The 16239-nt window shown below is 68.0% G+C and carries 19 protein-coding genes and 1 pseudogene; 8 read left to right on the top strand and 12 right to left on the bottom strand.

What is annotated here, in order from left to right; all coding sequences use genetic code 11:
- Nucleotides 1-190: 190 nt before the first annotated feature.
- Entirely contained in the window at nt 191-595 is a 405-nt protein-coding gene (locus PPZ50_RS04365) for an Hpt domain-containing protein (RefSeq protein WP_084401357.1), read from the bottom strand.
- Nucleotides 596-699: 104 nt separating this feature from the next.
- A complete protein-coding gene (locus PPZ50_RS04360; RefSeq protein WP_066688866.1) occupies nt 700-1962 on the bottom strand; it encodes a NupC/NupG family nucleoside CNT transporter in 1263 nt (420 codons plus the stop codon).
- A gap of 131 nt (nt 1963-2093) precedes the next feature.
- On the opposite strand from PPZ50_RS04360, the gene PPZ50_RS04355 reads away from it, so the two are divergent.
- The 3 genes from PPZ50_RS04355 (at nt 2094) to PPZ50_RS04345 (ending at nt 4377) form a co-directional block, all read left to right on the top strand.
- The gene (locus PPZ50_RS04355) at nt 2094-2762 is read left to right on the top strand and encodes a queuosine precursor transporter (RefSeq protein WP_066688867.1); all 669 of its coding nucleotides are present in this window, start codon (nt 2094-2096) and stop codon (nt 2760-2762) included.
- A gap of 289 nt (nt 2763-3051) precedes the next feature.
- Complete coding sequence (gene argB, locus PPZ50_RS04350; RefSeq protein WP_066688868.1) at nt 3052-3948, top strand: acetylglutamate kinase; 897 nt, start codon at nt 3052-3054, stop codon at nt 3946-3948.
- Between the two features lie 126 nt (nt 3949-4074).
- Entirely contained in the window at nt 4075-4377 is a 303-nt protein-coding gene (locus PPZ50_RS04345) for a YggT family protein (protein WP_084401359.1), read from the top strand.
- A gap of 134 nt (nt 4378-4511) precedes the next feature.
- Here PPZ50_RS04345 and PPZ50_RS04340 read toward each other — a convergent pair whose 3' ends face one another.
- The 3 genes from PPZ50_RS04340 to PPZ50_RS04330 all read right to left on the bottom strand — a co-directional run bounded on the left by PPZ50_RS04340 (nt 4512) and on the right by PPZ50_RS04330 (nt 6053).
- Nucleotides 4512-4712 carry a helix-turn-helix transcriptional regulator gene (locus tag PPZ50_RS04340; protein WP_066688870.1) on the bottom strand — a complete coding sequence of 67 codons (201 nt, stop codon included), beginning with the start codon at nt 4710-4712 and terminating at the stop codon, nt 4512-4514.
- Nucleotides 4705-5118, bottom strand: a complete 414-nt coding sequence (locus PPZ50_RS04335) for a hypothetical protein (RefSeq protein ID WP_066689018.1) — start codon at nt 5116-5118, stop codon at nt 4705-4707. The genes PPZ50_RS04340 and PPZ50_RS04335 overlap by 8 nt, the downstream gene beginning before the upstream one ends.
- Nucleotides 5119-5183: 65 nt before the next feature.
- Nucleotides 5184-6053, bottom strand: a complete 870-nt coding sequence (locus PPZ50_RS04330; protein ID WP_066688872.1) for a 3-hydroxyacyl-CoA dehydrogenase NAD-binding domain-containing protein — start codon at nt 6051-6053, stop codon at nt 5184-5186.
- Between the two features lie 88 nt (nt 6054-6141).
- On the opposite strand from PPZ50_RS04330, the gene PPZ50_RS04325 reads away from it, so the two are divergent.
- Entirely contained in the window at nt 6142-7200 is a 1059-nt protein-coding gene (locus tag PPZ50_RS04325) for a DUF1176 domain-containing protein (protein ID WP_066688873.1), read from the top strand.
- Between the two features lie 13 nt (nt 7201-7213).
- On the opposite strand, the gene PPZ50_RS04320 is transcribed toward PPZ50_RS04325, so the two are convergent.
- The 6 genes and pseudogenes from PPZ50_RS04320 to gluQRS all read right to left on the bottom strand — a co-directional run bounded on the left by PPZ50_RS04320 (nt 7214) and on the right by gluQRS (nt 12016).
- On the bottom strand, nt 7214-8068 hold the full coding sequence (locus tag PPZ50_RS04320) for an endonuclease/exonuclease/phosphatase family protein (protein ID WP_232307874.1): 855 nt from the start codon (nt 8066-8068) through the stop codon (nt 7214-7216).
- The gene (gene egtD, locus PPZ50_RS04315; RefSeq protein ID WP_066688875.1) at nt 8065-9039 is read right to left on the bottom strand and encodes an L-histidine N(alpha)-methyltransferase; all 975 of its coding nucleotides are present in this window, start codon (nt 9037-9039) and stop codon (nt 8065-8067) included. The genes PPZ50_RS04320 and egtD overlap by 4 nt, the downstream gene beginning before the upstream one ends.
- A pseudogene (egtB, locus tag PPZ50_RS04310) lies at nt 9039-10295 on the bottom strand (ergothioneine biosynthesis protein EgtB). The gene egtD and the pseudogene egtB overlap by 1 nt, the downstream one beginning before the upstream one ends.
- A gap of 9 nt (nt 10296-10304) precedes the next feature.
- Complete coding sequence (locus PPZ50_RS04305) at nt 10305-10871, bottom strand: cob(I)yrinic acid a,c-diamide adenosyltransferase (protein ID WP_066688879.1); 567 nt, start codon at nt 10869-10871, stop codon at nt 10305-10307.
- A gap of 8 nt (nt 10872-10879) precedes the next feature.
- A complete protein-coding gene (locus PPZ50_RS04300) occupies nt 10880-11107 on the bottom strand; it encodes a twin transmembrane helix small protein (protein WP_066688881.1) in 228 nt (75 codons plus the stop codon).
- 9 nt (nt 11108-11116) lie between these two features.
- Nucleotides 11117-12016 carry a tRNA glutamyl-Q(34) synthetase GluQRS gene (gene gluQRS / locus PPZ50_RS04295; RefSeq protein ID WP_066689020.1) on the bottom strand — a complete coding sequence of 300 codons (900 nt, stop codon included), beginning with the start codon at nt 12014-12016 and terminating at the stop codon, nt 11117-11119.
- A 56-nt stretch (nt 12017-12072) separates the two neighbouring features.
- Here gluQRS and PPZ50_RS04290 point away from each other — a divergent pair, with 56 nt between their 5' ends.
- Both PPZ50_RS04290 and PPZ50_RS04285 read left to right on the top strand, forming a co-directional pair.
- Nucleotides 12073-12639: an HNH endonuclease gene (locus PPZ50_RS04290; RefSeq protein ID WP_066688883.1), complete on the top strand. Its 567-nt coding sequence runs from the start codon at nt 12073-12075 to the stop codon at nt 12637-12639.
- The gene (locus PPZ50_RS04285; RefSeq protein ID WP_066688884.1) at nt 12636-13082 is read left to right on the top strand and encodes a DUF3291 domain-containing protein; all 447 of its coding nucleotides are present in this window, start codon (nt 12636-12638) and stop codon (nt 13080-13082) included. Before PPZ50_RS04290 ends, PPZ50_RS04285 begins: the two co-directional genes overlap by 4 nt.
- Nucleotides 13083-13109: 27 nt before the next feature.
- On the opposite strand, the gene PPZ50_RS04280 is transcribed toward PPZ50_RS04285, so the two are convergent.
- A complete protein-coding gene (locus PPZ50_RS04280) occupies nt 13110-13472 on the bottom strand; it encodes a DUF4440 domain-containing protein (protein ID WP_066688891.1) in 363 nt (120 codons plus the stop codon).
- 262 nt (nt 13473-13734) lie between these two features.
- Here PPZ50_RS04280 and PPZ50_RS04275 point away from each other — a divergent pair, with 262 nt between their 5' ends.
- Together PPZ50_RS04275 and PPZ50_RS04270 are read left to right on the top strand one after the other, a co-directional pair.
- Complete coding sequence (locus tag PPZ50_RS04275) at nt 13735-14004, top strand: hypothetical protein (protein WP_272815720.1); 270 nt, start codon at nt 13735-13737, stop codon at nt 14002-14004.
- Complete coding sequence (locus PPZ50_RS04270; protein WP_272815719.1) at nt 13971-15893, top strand: transglycosylase domain-containing protein; 1923 nt, start codon at nt 13971-13973, stop codon at nt 15891-15893. The genes PPZ50_RS04275 and PPZ50_RS04270 overlap by 34 nt, the downstream gene beginning before the upstream one ends.
- The last annotated feature ends 346 nt before the right edge of the window (nt 15894-16239 follow it).

Genomic DNA, 16239 nt, shown 5'->3' with positions numbered 1-16239 from the left:
GGACCGGTGCATTAGGGCCTGCCCCCCCCCTGCCTGAACCAGACGTCATCCCGGCGAAGGCTGGGATATCCCGGTAGGATCACATGGCAGGAGCCGCTTGAGACCCCAGCCTTCGCTGGGGTGACGTCAAAGCGCAGCCGGATTCACCGCCGGCGGGACTCGGCCTTGGGTGGTCCTTAAGCGTATCGCCCTACAGCGCGACCGGCCGCTTTCCGAACCCGTTGCGCCGCTGCGCCAGCGGATTGCTGTCGCGATCCAGCACGCCCAGCGTCGCCTCGAACGTCGGGCGCAGCTGCGCGACATGTTCCAGTGCTTCGGTCGGCACGTCGCGCGTCTCGACGCAGTTGCGCGCGATCGTCTCGATCACCTCGGCCAGGTCGGCCAGCGTGTCGGCACCGAACTGGCGCGACTCCCCTTTCAGCGTATGCGCCGGCAGCACCATCGCCGCCGCATTCTGCTGCCGCATCGCCTGTTCGATCGCGATCAGCGACTTGACGCCGTCTTCCTTGAAATAGCCGAGAATGCGGACGAAATTCGCGCCCAGTTCCGCGCGCGCGTTGGCCAGCGTCCGCTCGTCGATCAGTCCCTGGTGCATCTTTGTCCGTCCTGTCACTCAACGCGCCGCGTCCGGCACGATGGGTCGAATCTAGCCGACCCATCGTAAACAGAGCGTTGATACCCGGCGCGTCCGACCGGATTTCAGGCGAGCAGCAGCCCGGCCAGCGCCGCTGACATCAGGTTGGCGAGGCTGCCGGCGACGAGCGCGCGGATGCCGAGCTTGGCGATCATCGGCCGCTGGTTCGGCGCCAGGCTGCCGGTCACCGCCATCTGGATCGCGATCGACGAGAAATTGGCGAAGCCGCACAGCGCGAAGGTGATGATCGCGATCGTCCGCGTCGACAGCTGCGCGCCGGCCTCGCCCAGCGAGATATAGGCGACGAACTCGTTCAGCACGACCTTCTGCCCGAACAGCCCGCCGGCGATCCCCGCCTCGTTCCACGGCACGTTCAGCAGATACATGACCGGTGCGAAGACATAGCCGAGCAGCCGCTGGAAGCTCAGGTCCGCCACGCCGAACCAGTTGCCGATGCCACCGAGCAGCCCGTTGGCCAGCGCCACCAGCGCGACGAACGCCAGCACCATCGCGCCGACTGCCACCGCCAGCTTCACGCCGGTCTGCGCGCCCTGGGCCGCCGCCATGATGATGTTGGCCGGGCGTTCCTCGTCATGCGTCGCCTCGGCCAGCGCGATCGCCTCCGCCTCGCGGTCGTCACCCAGCGGCAGTTCGCCGGCGGGAGGTTCGGGCGTGTCGGGCATGATGATCTTGGCCATCAATATGCCGCCCGGCGCCGCCATGAAGCTGGCCGCCAGCAGGAAATCGATGCGGATGCCCATCGACGCATAGGCCGCGAGGATCGTGCCGGCGACGCCCGCCATGCCGCTGGTCATCACCGTGAACAGCTGTGCCGGGGTCAGGCCTGCCAGATAGGGGCGGATCACCAGCGGCGATTCGCTTTGGCCGACGAAGATGTTCGCGGCGGCGCACAGTGATTCAACCTTGCTGACGCCGATCACCTTTTCGATGCCGCCGCCGATCCAGCGCACGACCAGCTGCATGATCCCCAGATAATAGAGGATCGACACCAGCGACGCGAAGAAGATGATGACCGGCAGCGCGGCGATGGCGAAGCTCTGCCCGCCGATTTCCGGCCGGGCGAGCGGCCCGAACAGGAACGAGGTGCCGGCATTGGCATAGGCCAGCAGGTTGGCGACCCCGCCCGACAGGAAGCCCAGCACGCCCTTGCCCCATGGCGTATAGAGCACCAGCACCGCGATCCCGACCTGCAACGCGAACGCGGCCCCCACCACGCGCAGCCGGATCGCCCGGCGGTTGGTCGACAATGCGACGGCAATCCCCAGAATCACGACGATGCCGGCGATGCCGATCAGAAAACGAGTCATGTTGAACGCTTACCCTGCCCCGCCGCCCGCCCCGGACGGCCCAAACCGTCGTGACATGCCATGCCACGGCCAGCGACGCCAGCGGCGACAAACGCTTTTGCCATCGGCCGATTTCGGGACTAGCAAGGGTCATGACGACACCCGCCCCGCCCGCGACCGCACCTGCGTCCGCGACGATCACCCTGCCCCGCGCGCTGTTCATCCTCTCGATCTTCTATGGCGGCATGGTCTGCGTCGCAGGCGTGCTGGGCAACAAGCAGGTCGCGATCGGCCCGCTGGCGGTGGAGGCGGGCATCTTCGCCTTCCTGCTGCTGGTCGTGGTGTCGAGCGCGATCGCCGAACTCTATGGCCCGGGGCGCGCGAAGCATCTGGTGTGGTTCGGCTTCGTGCCGCTCATCACCTCGATGATCCTGTCATGGATCGTGTGGGCGCTGCCCGCATCGGCGGACATGCTGCCGGTCAATCGCGATGCGATCCAGATCATCCTCGGCGCGACGTGGCGCATCTGGGGCGCGGGGATCATCGCCTATGGCGTATCGCAGACGCTCAACGTCACGATCTTCGGCTGGCTGAAGCGCGGCGAAGGCAAATTGCTCTGGCTGCGCGCGGCGATCGCCAGCGTGCTGTCGCAGATCGTCGATACGCTGATCTTCGTGACGGTCGCCTTCTATGGCGTGTTCCCGATCGGGCAGCTGGTGGTCGGACAGATGCTGGCCAAGGTCGTGCTGTCGATCGTGCTGGTCCCGCCGCTGATCTATGCCTTTGTCGGGCTGGGGCGCTGGCTGGACCGGGCGCGGTAAGAAGGATTCGGGTTCACGCGAAGGCGCGGAGGCGCGGAGAAGAAGAAGGGGTTTTGTCGCGCAGAGGCGCAGAGGGCGCTGAGAGGTTGTGGTGCCGGCGATGGCGGCCGGTCTGGCGCAGCCTCTTCTCTATCGGCAGCCGATGATGGAGAGCCGCTGTCGCGGCGAGCGCACTATCTCTGCGCCCTCTGCGCCTCTGCGCGAATAAATCTCTTTCTCCCGCCGCCCCGCGCCTCCGCGTGAACCAACTTCTTCCTTCCGCCCCCCGACCCCGCTAAAGCGCCCATCCATGACCCACGCACCCGATCCGAAGATGCTCGCCAAGGCGGAAACGCTGACCGAGGCGCTGCCCTATCTGCAGCGCTATGCCGGTCGCACCTTCGTGGTGAAATATGGCGGGCACGCGATGGGCGATCCCGAACTGGCGCGCGATTTCGCCGAGGATGTCGTGCTGTTGAAGCAGGTCGGCATCAATCCGGTCGTCGTCCATGGCGGCGGTCCGCAGATCGGGGCGATGCTCAAGCGGCTGGGCGTCGAATCGCGCTTCGTCGACGGGCTGCGCGTCACCGACGCCGCCACCGCCGAGGTCGCGGAAATGGTGCTGGCCGGCAAGATCAACAAGGAAATCGTCGCCTGGATCGCGGCGGCGGGCGGCAAGGCGGTCGGCATTTCGGGCAAGGACGCGCGCCTCGTCACCGCCGAAAAGGTCGGCCGCAACGAACCCGACCGCGCGCAGGGGATCGAACGCCATGTCGACCTGGGCTTTGTCGGTACGCCGGTCGCGGTCGATCCGACGATCCTGCACAGCCTCGCGCGCGACGGCTTCATTCCGGTCGTGGCGCCGGTCGCGCTGGGCGCGGATGGCGACACCTACAATATCAACGCCGACACCATGGCCGGGTCGATCGCCGGGGCGATGGGCGCCTCGCGCTTCTTCCTGCTGACCGATGTCGCGGGCGTGCTCGACAAGAGCGGCGAGCTGCTGACCGACCTCGACGCGGCGCGCATCGCCGAGCTTAAGGCCGACGGCACGATCAGCGGCGGCATGATCCCGAAGGTCGAGACGTGCGTATCGGCGGTGGCGCAGGGCGTCGACGCGGCGGTCATCCTCGACGGCCGCGTGCCGCACGCCATGCTGCTCGAAATCTTCACCGAACAGGGCGCCGGCACGCTGGTCCACGCCTGACAAGGAACGAACGGCAGCCGGCTGTGTTGCACCGACAACACGCCGGCCCCGAACCGACCTGACAAGGCTTGGACCCGGGCGTCCGCATCCCTATAGTCGAGAGCCATTCGCGAAAGGCCCCCTGCGTTGAACGTCCTGCTCGATATCATTCAGGTACTGCTGAACGTCCTGTGGTGGATCATCATCGTACAGGCGCTCCTGTCGATCCTGATCGCGTTCAACGTCATCAACACGCATAACGACTTCATCCGCTCGCTCTATCGCGGGCTGATGGTGGTGACGGAGCCGATCTACCGCCCGATCCGGCGCATCCTGCCCGATTTCGGCGCGCTCGACTTCGCGCCGTTCGTGGTGCTGGTGCTGATCGGCATCCTGCAGGGCATCATCCTGCCGGCCATCTACCGCGCGACGGTGGCGACGTTTATCTGAGGTTCGGTCGCTTGCACTCGGACCCGACGTCATCCCAGCGAAGGCTGGGATCTCCCGGTAAGGGCGCGCAGCAAGAGTCGCCTGAGACCCCAGCTTTCGCTGGGGTGACGTTCCCATGATGGATGACTCGAGCGCTAACCCCGCGTCGAGCTGACGAAGACGTCCTCGATCGTCAGCCCGAACAGCTCGGCAATCCGAAAGGCGAGCGGCAGCGACGGGTCGTAGCGGCCGGTTTCGATCGCGTTGACGCTCTGGCGCGACACCTCCAGCCGTTCGGCCAGATGCTGCTGCGACCAGCCACGCTCGGCCCGGAGCGTACGCAGATGATTATCCATCGGCCCGCTCCCGCAACCGGCCGATGCCGCGCAGGCAGGCGGCAAGCCCCAATGCGCCGAACCAGATCGTCGCCGCATAATAGCCCTCGACATGGCCGATCATGCCGAACCCTTCGAGAAAGCCCATGGCGGTCGTGATCGACAGCGTGACTCCGGTCGCGATCAGCTGATCACGCACCATCTGCGCCCGCAGATACTCGTCGCGCATCTCGACGAGCAGCCGCCCGATCACCACGAATACCAGCGCGATCGGTACCGCCGGCAGTACCGCCGCGACATAGGCCAGCGCCCCTGTCGGCGGCGCGTGCCGGAACCATAGATTCACCCCGACCAGCGTGACCCCGTACAGCGTCATCACGCTCATCAGCCGCACGGTATAGCGCTTCATTTCAGGCGGCATCGACATCACGGCGTCCTCCACTATTGTGAAGGACGCTTTACATGACAAGCTCGCTTTACGTCAAGCGTCCTTTACCGGGTCGGCACCGGCTCCTCGCCCGAATAATCATAAAAGCCGCGCTTGACCTTGCGCCCGTACCAGCCGGCCTCGACATATTTGACCAGCAGCGGCGCGGGGCGGAACTTAGGGTCGCCGGTCCCTTCGAACAGGACGCGGGTAATCTCCAGACAGGTGTCCAGCCCGATAAAGTCGGCGAGCGTGAACGGCCCCATCGGGTGATTGAGCCCCAGCTGGCACGCCGCGTCGATATCGGGGATCGTCGCCACGCCCTCGCCCAGCGCGAAGCACGCCTCGTTCAGCATCGGCATCAGCACGCGGTTGACGATGAAGCCCGGTGCGTCATTGGCATGGACGATCCGCTTGTTCAGGCTCTGCCCGAACGCCTCGACCGCCGCGACCGTCGCGTCGCTGGTGGCAAGGCCGCGGATCAGTTCGATCAGGCCCATCACCGGCACCGGGTTGAAGAAATGCACCCCCATGAAGCGCGCCGGGTCGGGTGCCGCCTGCGCCAGCCGCGTGATCGGGATCGACGAGGTATTGCTGGCGAGGATCGCGGTATCGGACAGCGCCTTGCCCACGGTCTCGAAGATCTGGCGCTTGATCGCTTCCCGCTCGGTCGCCGCCTCGATCACCAGGTCGCATGGGGCCATCGCCGCAAGGTCGCCGACCGGCGTGATCCGCCCGAGTGCCGCATCGGCATCGCCCTGCGTGATCTTTTCCTTCGACACCGCGCGCGCCAGTTGCTTGGCGATACCGTCCTTGCCGCCCTGCGCGCGCTCGACCGACACGTCGGACAGCAGCACGTCATAGCCGGCCTGCGCCGATACCTGCGCGATGCCGGCCCCCATCTGGCCCGCGCCGATCACGCCAATCGTCTTCATCCTGCTTCCTCTCGATAAATGCCGTTTCCCGGCTCGAACGCGGCAATAGCGGCTTTCGATCACGGGTGCATGCCGGTATCGCACCCCCATGCGCCGTTTCCTGCCCTTCGCCCTGCCGTTGTCGCTGTTCGCCTGCAACGGCGCGTCGGCACCGCCCGCCCCGGCGCCGAGCGCATCGCCTTCGCCCACGCCGCTCACCGACACCGCCACCCCGCCCCGCCCCCTGGCCCTCAAGCGCTTCGGCGACTGGGCGGTCGGCTGCGACAATGGCGGCACCTGCCAGGCGGGATCGCTGATGCCCGAAGAGGGCGACGCCCCCGCCCTGACCCTGTCGATCGAACGCGGTCCCGGCGCCGACGCCCCGGTCGCGATCCGCCTGCGCAGCCAGGACGACATCGCGCTCCCGCTGACCGCCACGGTCGATGACGAACCGGTCGCGCGCGGCGGCACGCAGCAGGACGATGCCATCGTCCTGACCGGCGCTCCGGCAATGGCACTCGCCGCGAAGCTCGCCATTGGCCGGACGCTGACCCTCATCGCCGCCGGTGGCCAGAGCATCGCGCCCTTGAAGCTGACCGGCGCGTCGGCGGCCTTGCGCTGGATCGACGACCGGCAGGGGCGCGTCGGCACCACCGGCGCGATCGTCGCGCGCGGCACGAAGCCCGATACCCGCCCCGCCCCGCCGCTGCCGGTCGTCCGCGCCGCGACCATCCGGGGGGAGGCCGCGCTGCTCGACCCGCTGCTCATCACCCGGATGCGCCAACAGGCCGATTGCGACGACCACGACCTGCCCGACGTCACCACCAAGACGCTGGACGGCCCGCGCACGCTGGCGATCGTGCCCTGCGCCGCCGGGGCCTATAACATCCTGTCCGCGCTGTTCGTGATCGAACGGGGCGAGGCGATGCCGGCCTCGTTCGACATGCCGGTCGCCGGCGATTCCGACGGCGACCTGGTGTACAACGCGACGTTCGAGGACGGCATCCTCGACACCTTCGCCAAGGGGCGGGGGCTGGGAGATTGCGGCATGACGCAACGCTATGCATGGGACGGCACCCGCTTCCGCCTGATCGAGCAGCGCCAGATGGACGACTGTCACGGCAATCCCGACTTCATCCGGACGTGGACCGCGCGGGTGATCCGTTAGGCTTCGCCCAGGATCACGTCCGGGGTGACGCAGAACCTTGCCGAGCGCGCCGCAGCACCGCGACCACCGGATAATGGTCCGAGGGAAACACATCGCCCCGGCGCGTATCGATCGTCGTCACCGACACCGGCGTAAAGCCGCGCGTGAAAATCCAGTCGATCCGCCGGTCGGGCGTGCCGGTAAAGCCGTGAAAGGTCGCCTCCGGTCCGCTACGGCGCCTGGTCGCGACCCATGCATCGCTCAGATCGCGTTCCAGCCGGCGATGAGTCGGGCTGTCGGGCACGGTGTTGAAATCGCCGGTCAGCACGACGGGCAGGTCGCCGGCGATCCCCGGGATTCGTGCCGCGAGCAGCGCCGCGCCCTTCTCGCGCGCCGCCTCGTCCTCGGCGCGGTACGGCAGGTGCGTGTTGAACATCGCGAACCGATTGCCGTCCCGCTCGCGGAAGATCGCCCAGGTCACCATGCGCGGATAAGGGTGTCCCCAGCTGATGCTGCCCGGCACTTCGGGCGTGTCCGACAGCCAGAAATTGCCCCAGCGCTCCACCTGCAGCCGGTCGGCGCGGTAGAAGACGCCCATATGCTCGTCCTCTGCCCGGCCGGTCCCGCTGCGCCCGACGCCGATCCACCGATAGCGCGGCAGCCGGGCGACCACGTCGTCGGCCTGTAGCTTGAACAATTCCTGCATGCCGATCACGTCCGGATCGGCCCGGCGGATCGTCGCGGCGGTCAGGTCACGCCGCAATTCCCACCGATTTGCCCCGTCGCCCTCGGCGGGCAGGCGGATGTTGAGGCTCATCACGGTCAGGTCGCGCGCCGCTGCCGGCACCGCCGCCGCCAGCGCCACCATCGTCAGGACAAGACGGATCACGGGGCGATCGGCACCGTCTGCGCTTCGGCCAGGATCACGCAGAACGCGCCATCGTCGCCGCACCATTGCTGCTGGGGGGTCCACCCGCCGCTGCGCAGCAACAGCCGCGCGTCGCGGTCGCCATATTTATGGCTGTTCTCGGTATGGATCGTCTCTCCGGCGCGCATCGCGAACGATCGCCCGTCGACCGTGAAACCCACGTCGCGGGTCGCGCGCAGATGCATCTCGATCCGCGCGGCATCGTCGTTCCAGCGCGCTTCGTGCGCGAACGCGTCGACCGGCACCGTGCCGGCCAGCTCGCGGTTGATCCGGTCGAGCAGGTTCAGGTTGAACGCAGCCGTCACGCCTGCCGCATCGTCATAGGCGGCGACCAGCGTATCCTCGTCCTTCACGCGGTCGATCCCGATCAGCAGCATCGCGCCTTCGCCCAGCCAGTCGCGCATTGCGCGCAACAGCGTACCCGCCGCCAGCGGTTCCATATTGCCGATGGTCGATCCGGGGAAGAAGCCGAGCTTGGGCATGTCCGCCACCGCATCGGGCAACGGCACCGGATGCATGAAGTCCGCCTCGACCGGCAGCACCGGCAGCCCCGGAAACTGCCCGCTCAGCGTCGCCGCCGACGACCGCAGGAAATCGCCCGAAATATCGATCGGGACATAGGCGGCCGGTTCGATGCAGTTGAGCAGGATCGGCGTCTTGACCGACGATCCCGATCCGAACTCCACCACCGCCACGCCGTCGCCGACCGCGCCGACCAGTTCGGGGCAGATCGTCTTCAGGATCGCGGTTTCGGCGCGCGTCGGATAATATTCGGGCAGCGCGGTGATGTCCTCGAACAGCTCCGACCCCTTGCGGTCATAGAACCAGCGCGCCGGAATCGCCTTTTGCGACAGCGACAGCCCGGCCAGCACATCGGCGCGGAACGCGGGGTCGGCACGGGTCACCATCGGCACGTCGTCGCTGAGCAGCATCACAGATCCTTTGCAAGGCGGACGCCGGTGAATTGCCAGCGCTGATGGGGGTAGAAGAAATTGCGGTAGCAGGCGCGCGCATGGCCGCGCGGCGTGGCGCAGGAGCTCCCGCGCAGCACGAACTGCCCGCTCATGAACTTGCCGTTATATTCGCCGACCGCGCCCTCCACGGTGCGGAAGCCGGGATAGGGGCGGTAGGCGCTGCCGGTCCATTGCCACACATCGCCGAAGAACGCCGGCCCGCCGCTCGACGGGCGCGGTTCGACCGCATGGGCATGGTCCAGCTGGTTGCCGCCCGCCGGATCATGGGCGGCGGCGGCGGCCTCCCATTCGAACTCGGTCGGCAGGCGGGCACCGGCTCAGGTCGCATAGGCATCCGCCTCGAAGAAGCTGACATGCGTCACCGGCGCGGCGGGATCGATCGCGCGCCGCCCGTCCAGCCCGAACCGGGTCCAGACCTCGCCCTGCCGCTCCCAATAGAGCGGCGCGTCGATCCCGTTCGCCTGCACCCATGCCCAGCCATCGGCCAGCCACAGCCGCGCGTCGCGATAGCCGCCATCCGCGATGAACGCCGCCCATTCGCCATTGGTGACGGTCCGGTCGGCGATGGCATGGGCGTGGAGCAGCACGTCATGCCGCGGCCCTTCGCAATCGAACGCGAAGCCCTGTCCGCCATGGCCGACCTGCACGATCCCGCCTGGATGCTCGATCCAGCCGGTCGGCGGCGGCACCGCCACCGGGCGTTTGGGCTCGGGCGCGAACATCGCCGGCTCCAGAGGGTTCTCGCTGAAATGGTGGAGAATGTCGGTCAGCAGCAATTCCTGATGCTGCTCCTCATGGTTGCAGCCGAGCGCCACCAGTTCCTGCGCGGCCTCCGACAGGGTCGGCAAGGCGGCGAGCAGGGCGGCATCGACCGCCGCGCGATAGCCGCGCACCTCGTCCAGGCTGGGGCGGGTAATCATCCCGCGCCGGCTGCGCGCATGGCGCCGGCCTTCCGCCTCGTAATAGCTGTTGAACAGGAACGGGAAACGGTCGTCGTGCAGCGTATAGCCGGGCACATGGTCGCGCAGGACGAAGGTTTCGAAGAACCAGGTGGTGTGCGCCAGATGCCATTTGGCCGGCGACGCATCGTCCATCGACTGAACGGTGGCATCGGCATCGGACAGCGGTGCCGCCAGCGAATCGGTCAGCGATCGGACGGTGCGGTAACGATGTGCGAGCGGATGGTCGGACCGGTCGGCCGGTGTCGCTCGCATGATCGTCTCCTAGGGTGCCGGACGCTCCCCGCCCGGTACCCACAAAACGTCTCCACCGGCACTTTGGTTCACAAGCCGCGCGAAAACGAAGAGAAAATCCGACAGCCGGTTGAGATAGGCCAGTAGATGCAGGTTAAGCGGCGCATCGTGCGACGCCGCCACCGCCGATCGCTCCGCCCGGCGCACGATCGCGCGCGCCAGATGCAGCGCCGCCGCCGCCGCCGACCCGCCGGGCAGGATGAAGCTGGTCAGCGGCGACAGGCCGGCATTGGCCCGGTCGATCGCCTGTTCGAGCGCCGTCACCTGTTCCGGCACGATGCGCAGCGCCCCGTCGATCGACGGCGGGGTGGCCAGGTCGGCGCCCAGATCGAACAGGTCGTTCTGGATCGTCAGCAGCGTCTTCGTGTCGGGATGCTCGCCCAGCGCGGCGATGGCGACGCCCAGCGCCGAATTGGCCTCGTCCACATCGCCGATCGCCTGCATCACCGCGGCGTCCTTCGCCACGCGCGATCCGTCGACCAGCCCGGTGGTCCCGCCGTCGCCGGTGCGGGTGTAGATCTTGGTCAGCTTCACCATCGTCGTGGTCAGGTGCGTCCGGCGAAGAACAGCAGCACGACGACGATCAGGATCGCGATCGCCTGAAACAGCACGCGCGCCTGCATCATCTTGTTCGATTTCAGCGCATGTTCGCTCGGCCCCTCGCCCCGCGCCTCGGCGCTGCCCTGCGCCAGGAACGACACGATGCCGCGTATCAACGCGACGACGACCGCGATCATCGCCGCGATCAGCAACAGGACCAGGAAGGTGTTCATGACGCCAAGCTAAGCACTTGCCAGCGCAAAGCCAATGGGGAGTCGACCGGCCCGCAGATCATCGGCAAACGCCCGCCCGTCGACGCCCCCGTCCCGGAGCGCCGCCAGCGTCGGCGCACCGTTGCGCTTGGCCAGCCGCTGCCCGTCCGGTCCCAGCAGCAGCGGGTGGTGCCGCCACACCGGCACCGGCAGGTCGAGCAGCGCCTGCAACAACCGGTGGATATGCGTCGCGGCGAACAGGTCCAGCCCACGCACGACATGGGTCACCCCCTGCGCCGCATCGTCCACCGTCACCGCCAGATGATAGCTGGTGCCCGCATCCTTGCGCGCCAGCACCACGTCGCCCTGTGCCAGCGGATCGGCCACGACCGTGCCGGCCAGCTCGTCGGTCCATGTCAGCGGCCCCGCCAGCGCCACCGCCCGCGCCATATCGATCCGCCACGCATGCGGCTCGCCCAGCCGCGCGGCGGCGACCTCCGGCGGGATCGCGCGGCATGTCCCCGGATAGACCGCGCCATCGACCCCATGCGGCGCCGACGCGCTCGCCGCCAGTTCGCGGGCGATATCGGCGCGGGTGCAGAAACACGGATAGACGAGGCCCGCTACCCGCAACCGGTCGAGCGCATCGGCATAGCGCGCCATCCGCTGCGACTGGAACACGACCTCCCCGTCCCATGCCAGCCCCAGCCATTCCAGATCGCGCAGGACGCCCGCGACATGCTCCGGCCGGCTGCGGCCGGTATCGATATCCTCGATCCGCAGCAGGAACCGCCCGCCCGCCGTCCGCGCCCGGTCATGCGCCGCGATCGCCGCAACCGCATGGCCCGCGTGCAGCGCGCCCGTAGGACTGGGCGCGAACCGGGTGACGACCTCGCCGGTTTGACTTTGGGTATCGCGCCGTGCTGTCATGTCCGCGTCATCGTTGCCGATCATATCGGCGCCGACGTTTACGCGAGGGGGACTTCATGTACCATCCCGATCGCCTCCGCCATCCCGATGGCTGCCCCGCGCTGGTGCTCAACGCGGACTATACGCCGTTGAGCTATTATCCGCTCAGCGTGTGGCCGTGGCAGACGGCGGTAAAGGCCGTATTCCTCGACCGGGTCGATATCGTCGCCGAATATGACCGCGAAGTGTGCAGCCCGACCGCACGGATCAAGCTGCCCTCGGTCATCGCGCTCAAGCAATATGTGCGGCCGTCGGAATTCCCGGCCTTCACCCGCTTCAACCTGTTCCTGCGCGACCGGTTCAGCTGCCAATATTGCGGCGCGACCCACGACCTGACCTTCGATCACGTCGTACCCCGCGCGCAAGGCGGGCGGACGACCTGGGAAAATGTCGCCACCGCCTGCGCGCCGTGCAACCTGCGCAAGGGCGGCCGGACGCCCAAACAGGCGGCGATGCCGCTCCATGTCCAGCCGATCCGCCCGACCAGCTGGCAGCTGCAGGAACAGGGCCGCCGCTTCCCGCCCAACCATCTGCACGAAACCTGGCACGACTGGCTCTACTGGGACGTCGAGCTGGAGGCGTGACCTTCGTCAGCATCACCCGGCTGCGCATCCGGTCCGCGCGCTTCCTGCCGGCGTTCCTGATCGATACGTGGTTGAGCGCGCGGCAGGTAAGGCGCGCCGAGGGCTATCGCGGCGGGCGGATGCTGGCCGATCGTCGCCAGACCTATTGGACGATGACCGCGTGGGACGATGCTGCGTCGATGCGTGCGTACATGACCGCCGGGCCGCACCGTCGCGCGATGCCGAAACTGATGCGCTGGTGCGATCAGGCGAGCATCGTGCATTGGGTACAGGACGATGCGACGCTACCCGACTGGAACGATGCCGACCGCCGGATGCGGGCGGAAGGTCGCGTATCGAAGGTACATCGTCCGGCGACCGGTCATGATCCGATGACGTTCACGCCGCCACGCGTCACAGCCGGCGTCGACCTACCGCCAAACTCAACGTCACCCCGGGCTTGACCCGGGGTGACGATTTGGCGTCGCGGTCTATTCGCCCTTCGACGTCAGCGGCGGAGTCTGCTGGTGCTGCACCACCGTCCACACGCCATGTTCGATCCAACGATAGGTCGAGGTGCAGTACGCCGTGTACGCCTCGCCTCCCTTGTGCGCCTCCGCCTTGTACGCGACGACGATCAGCCCTTCCTGCGGCCGCGCGACCTGGCGCTCGGTCAGCGACACCTGTTCCCAGCGCGGCGTGTCCTTGACCGCGTCGATGGCCTGCTGCCCCGTGAACACGAACGGCGGCGTCGGCAGCACCATCAGGCATGCGTCGTCGACCGATTCCTCGTAATGCGCCGCGTCGGCGGTCCACAGGCTTTCCTCGAAATTCCAGATACGATCGTCGTCCACGGCGATTCTCCTGTCGTTGCCGGCGTTTAGCGTTTGGGCCATCTGCCGGTTCCGTGCGGCATGTTCGTCCGCCTCACGGCGGATGCGGTGCCGGCCCGCTCCCCCACCCGGCCACCCATCGAGGATACCGTGTGGGTGGCCGGGTGGGGGAGCGGGCCGGCACCGCCCTCATCCGGCAACGCTGGATCGAAAACATCACCCTCACCCCACCGCAAGTCCGCTTGCCGAGGCTGTATCAGACCGGTAATACACGGCCGGTACCATGGCTTACGATCCCCCGTCCCCGCCCTCCGGCCCGATCGATCCCAGCCGGATCGGCCGCCTGTCGACCCCGTTGACCGGCGAGGCACTGGAGCGGCGCCGGCGGCTGGCCGCGTTCGACGACGCGCTGGCGGATTATGACCGCAGCTTCCCCGGCGCGGGCACGCCGCCCCCGCCCCCCCGAAGCCCCCCGCCGCAAGGAAGCGGCGCCCGCTTCGCTGGTGGCTGCGCTGGGCCATGCGCGGGCTGGGCGTGTTCATCCTGCTGCTGATCCTCGCCATCGGCTGGCTCGCGTTCACCGCGCCGATGTCCAAATCGCTCGAACCGCCCGCCCCGCCGTCGATCACCTTGCTGTCGGCGGAAGGCACGCCGATCGCCGAGCGCGGTGCGAACATCGGCAAGCCGGTCGACGCGGCCAGGCTGCCCGCGCACGTCACCGAAGCGTTCATGGCGATCGAGGACCGCCGCTTCCGCACCCATTGGGGCATCGACCCGCGCGGGATCGCGCGGGCGATGTGGACCAACACCGCGGCGGGCGGCGTGCGGCAGGGCGCCAGCACGATCACGCAACAGCTGGCGAAGAACGCGTTCCTCGATTCGGACCGCACCGCCGCGCGCAAGATTCGCGAGGTGCTTATCGCCTTCTGGCTGGAGGCGTGGCTGACCAAGGACGAGATCATGTCTCGTTACCTGTCGAACGCCTATTTCGGCGACAATGCGTACGGCCTCGACGCCGCCGCGCGCCATTATTTCAGCCGCGCGCCCAAGGACCTGACCGTCGGACAGGCGGCGATGCTGGCAGGCCTTGTGAAAGCGCCCTCGCGCCTCGCCCCGACCAGCAACCTGAAGGGCGCGCGTGCGCGGCAGGCGGTCGTCGTCGGCGCGATGGAGGACGCGGGCTACCTCACCCCGGCCGAGGCGAACCGCGTCAAGCCCGCCGTGCTGCGCGTCACCGGCAACAGCACCCTGCCCTCGGGCACCTATTTCGCCGACTGGGTGCTGCCGCAGGCGCGCGACCGCGAAGGCGGCGTCGGCGCGGATCGCAAGGTGACGACGACGCTGGAAATCCGCATGCAGCGCGCCGCCGAACGCGCGGTGCGCAACGCCGGCCTTCGCCAGACCCAGGTCGCGATCGTCGCGATGCGCCCCGATGGCCGGGTGATCGCGATGGTCGGCGGCAAGAATTACGCCGCCAGCCCGTTCAACCGCGCGGTACAGGCGCGGCGCCAACCCGGATCGACCTTCAAGCTGTTCGTCTATCTCGCCGCACTGCGATCGGGCCTCAATCCGCAGAGCCAGGTGCTCGACGAACCGGTCACCATCGGCGAATGGAGCCCCAAGAACAGCGACGGGCGCTATCTCGGCACGATCACGCTGGAACGCGCGTTCCAGCGGTCGAGCAACGTCGCCGCCGCCCGCCTGACCAAGGAAGTCGGCGTCAAGAACGTCATCCGCGCCGCCCGCGACCTCGGCATCACCACGCCGATCGCCAACGAAGCGTCGATCGCGCTCGGCACCTCGACCACGTCGCTGCTCGAACTGACCAGCGCCTATGCCGCGATCGCGGCGGGCGAGGCACCGGTGATCCCGCGCGGCCTGGCGCAACAGGACGAACCGACCTGGCTCGACCGGCTGCGTTCGACCCGGCGCACGCTGTCGCGTGACGAGCTGGAGGGGATGCGCACCCTGCTCGCCGCCTCGATCCGACAGGGAACCGGCATCGCCGCCAACCTGCCGGTCGATGCGTTCGGCAAGACCGGCACGACGCAGGACAATCGCGACGCGCTGTTCATCGGCTATGCCGGCGGGATCGTCGCCGGGGTGTGGCTCGGCAATGACGACAACAGCACTAATCCGGGGCTGGCCGGCGGCGGCCTGCCCGCGCGCATCTGGCGCGACTTCATGCGACAGGCGCTGAACCTGCGCGATCCGGTGCCGGTCGCGGCGCCCGAACCCGAACCGATCGACAATGCGATCGACGCGGTACAGGACATGCTCGGCAACCCGTTCGACGCGCCGCCGACGATCGAGGGGCCGGGCTTCGACGTCTCGCTCGACCGCGACGGCCAGGTCCGCATCGGCCCCAACGACCGCCGCCGCCGCGAGGAAGAACCGCCCCCGCCCGAAGACCGCCGCCCGCCGGAAGAGGACGAGCAATAGGGCGAACGCACCCTCGTCATTCCCGCGAAGGCGGGAATCCAGAGACGCAACGTCGGCGCGTCCATCCCGAACGCCAGCGCCAATAGCCTCCCGCCTCCGCGGGAGTGACGATGGCGGGAAGCACCGCCCCCCTCCCCGTCACCCCGGGCTCGACCCGGGGTCCCGCTTCTTCCGCGACCGCCGAACCTGAAGCTCGACGTTCCCACCGACCGTACCCCCGCGCAGGCGGGGGTCCAGAGCCAGCCAGACCGAAGCGATGCGCATGTCACCCTGGATCCCCGCCTGCGCGGGGATGTGGCGCTTCATAGCGTCCCTATCGTCATTCCCGCGCAGGCGGGAATCCATA

The organism is Sphingomonas hankookensis (assembly GCF_028551275.1).
Taxonomy (GTDB): Bacteria; Pseudomonadota; Alphaproteobacteria; order Sphingomonadales; family Sphingomonadaceae; genus Sphingomonas; species Sphingomonas hankookensis_A.
This window is presented reverse-complemented; position numbering and strand designations above follow the sequence as displayed.

Bases quoted from the DNA above. Each gene is read 5' to 3' on its own strand.
- PPZ50_RS04330 (WP_066688872.1), bottom strand. From the start codon at position 6,053: ATGAAGACGATTGGCGTGATCGGCGCGGGCCAGATGGGGGCCGGCATC.
- PPZ50_RS04325 (WP_066688873.1), top strand. From the start codon at position 6,142: ATGCGCCGTTTCCTGCCCTTCGCCCTGCCGTTGTCGCTGTTCGCCTGC.
- PPZ50_RS04275 (WP_272815720.1), top strand. From the start codon at position 13,735: ATGGCTTACGATCCCCCGTCCCCGCCCTCCGGCCCGATCGATCCCAGC.
- PPZ50_RS04305 (WP_066688879.1), bottom strand. From the start codon at position 10,871: ATGGTGAAGCTGACCAAGATCTACACCCGCACCGGCGACGGCGGGACC.
- PPZ50_RS04270 (WP_272815719.1), top strand. From the start codon at position 13,971: ATGCGCGGGCTGGGCGTGTTCATCCTGCTGCTGATCCTCGCCATCGGC.
- gluQRS (WP_066689020.1), bottom strand. From the start codon at position 12,016: ATGACAGCACGGCGCGATACCCAAAGTCAAACCGGCGAGGTCGTCACC.
- PPZ50_RS04335 (WP_066689018.1), bottom strand. From the start codon at position 5,118: ATGTCGATGCCGCCTGAAATGAAGCGCTATACCGTGCGGCTGATGAGC.
- PPZ50_RS04365 (WP_084401357.1), bottom strand. From the start codon at position 595: ATGCACCAGGGACTGATCGACGAGCGGACGCTGGCCAACGCGCGCGCG.
- PPZ50_RS04300 (WP_066688881.1), bottom strand. From the start codon at position 11,107: ATGAACACCTTCCTGGTCCTGTTGCTGATCGCGGCGATGATCGCGGTC.
- argB (WP_066688868.1), top strand. From the start codon at position 3,052: ATGACCCACGCACCCGATCCGAAGATGCTCGCCAAGGCGGAAACGCTG.
- PPZ50_RS04290 (WP_066688883.1), top strand. From the start codon at position 12,073: ATGTACCATCCCGATCGCCTCCGCCATCCCGATGGCTGCCCCGCGCTG.
- egtD (WP_066688875.1), bottom strand. From the start codon at position 9,039: ATGCTGCTCAGCGACGACGTGCCGATGGTGACCCGTGCCGACCCCGCG.
- PPZ50_RS04340 (WP_066688870.1), bottom strand. From the start codon at position 4,712: ATGGATAATCATCTGCGTACGCTCCGGGCCGAGCGTGGCTGGTCGCAG.
- PPZ50_RS04355 (WP_066688867.1), top strand. From the start codon at position 2,094: ATGACGACACCCGCCCCGCCCGCGACCGCACCTGCGTCCGCGACGATC.
- PPZ50_RS04360 (WP_066688866.1), bottom strand. From the start codon at position 1,962: ATGACTCGTTTTCTGATCGGCATCGCCGGCATCGTCGTGATTCTGGGG.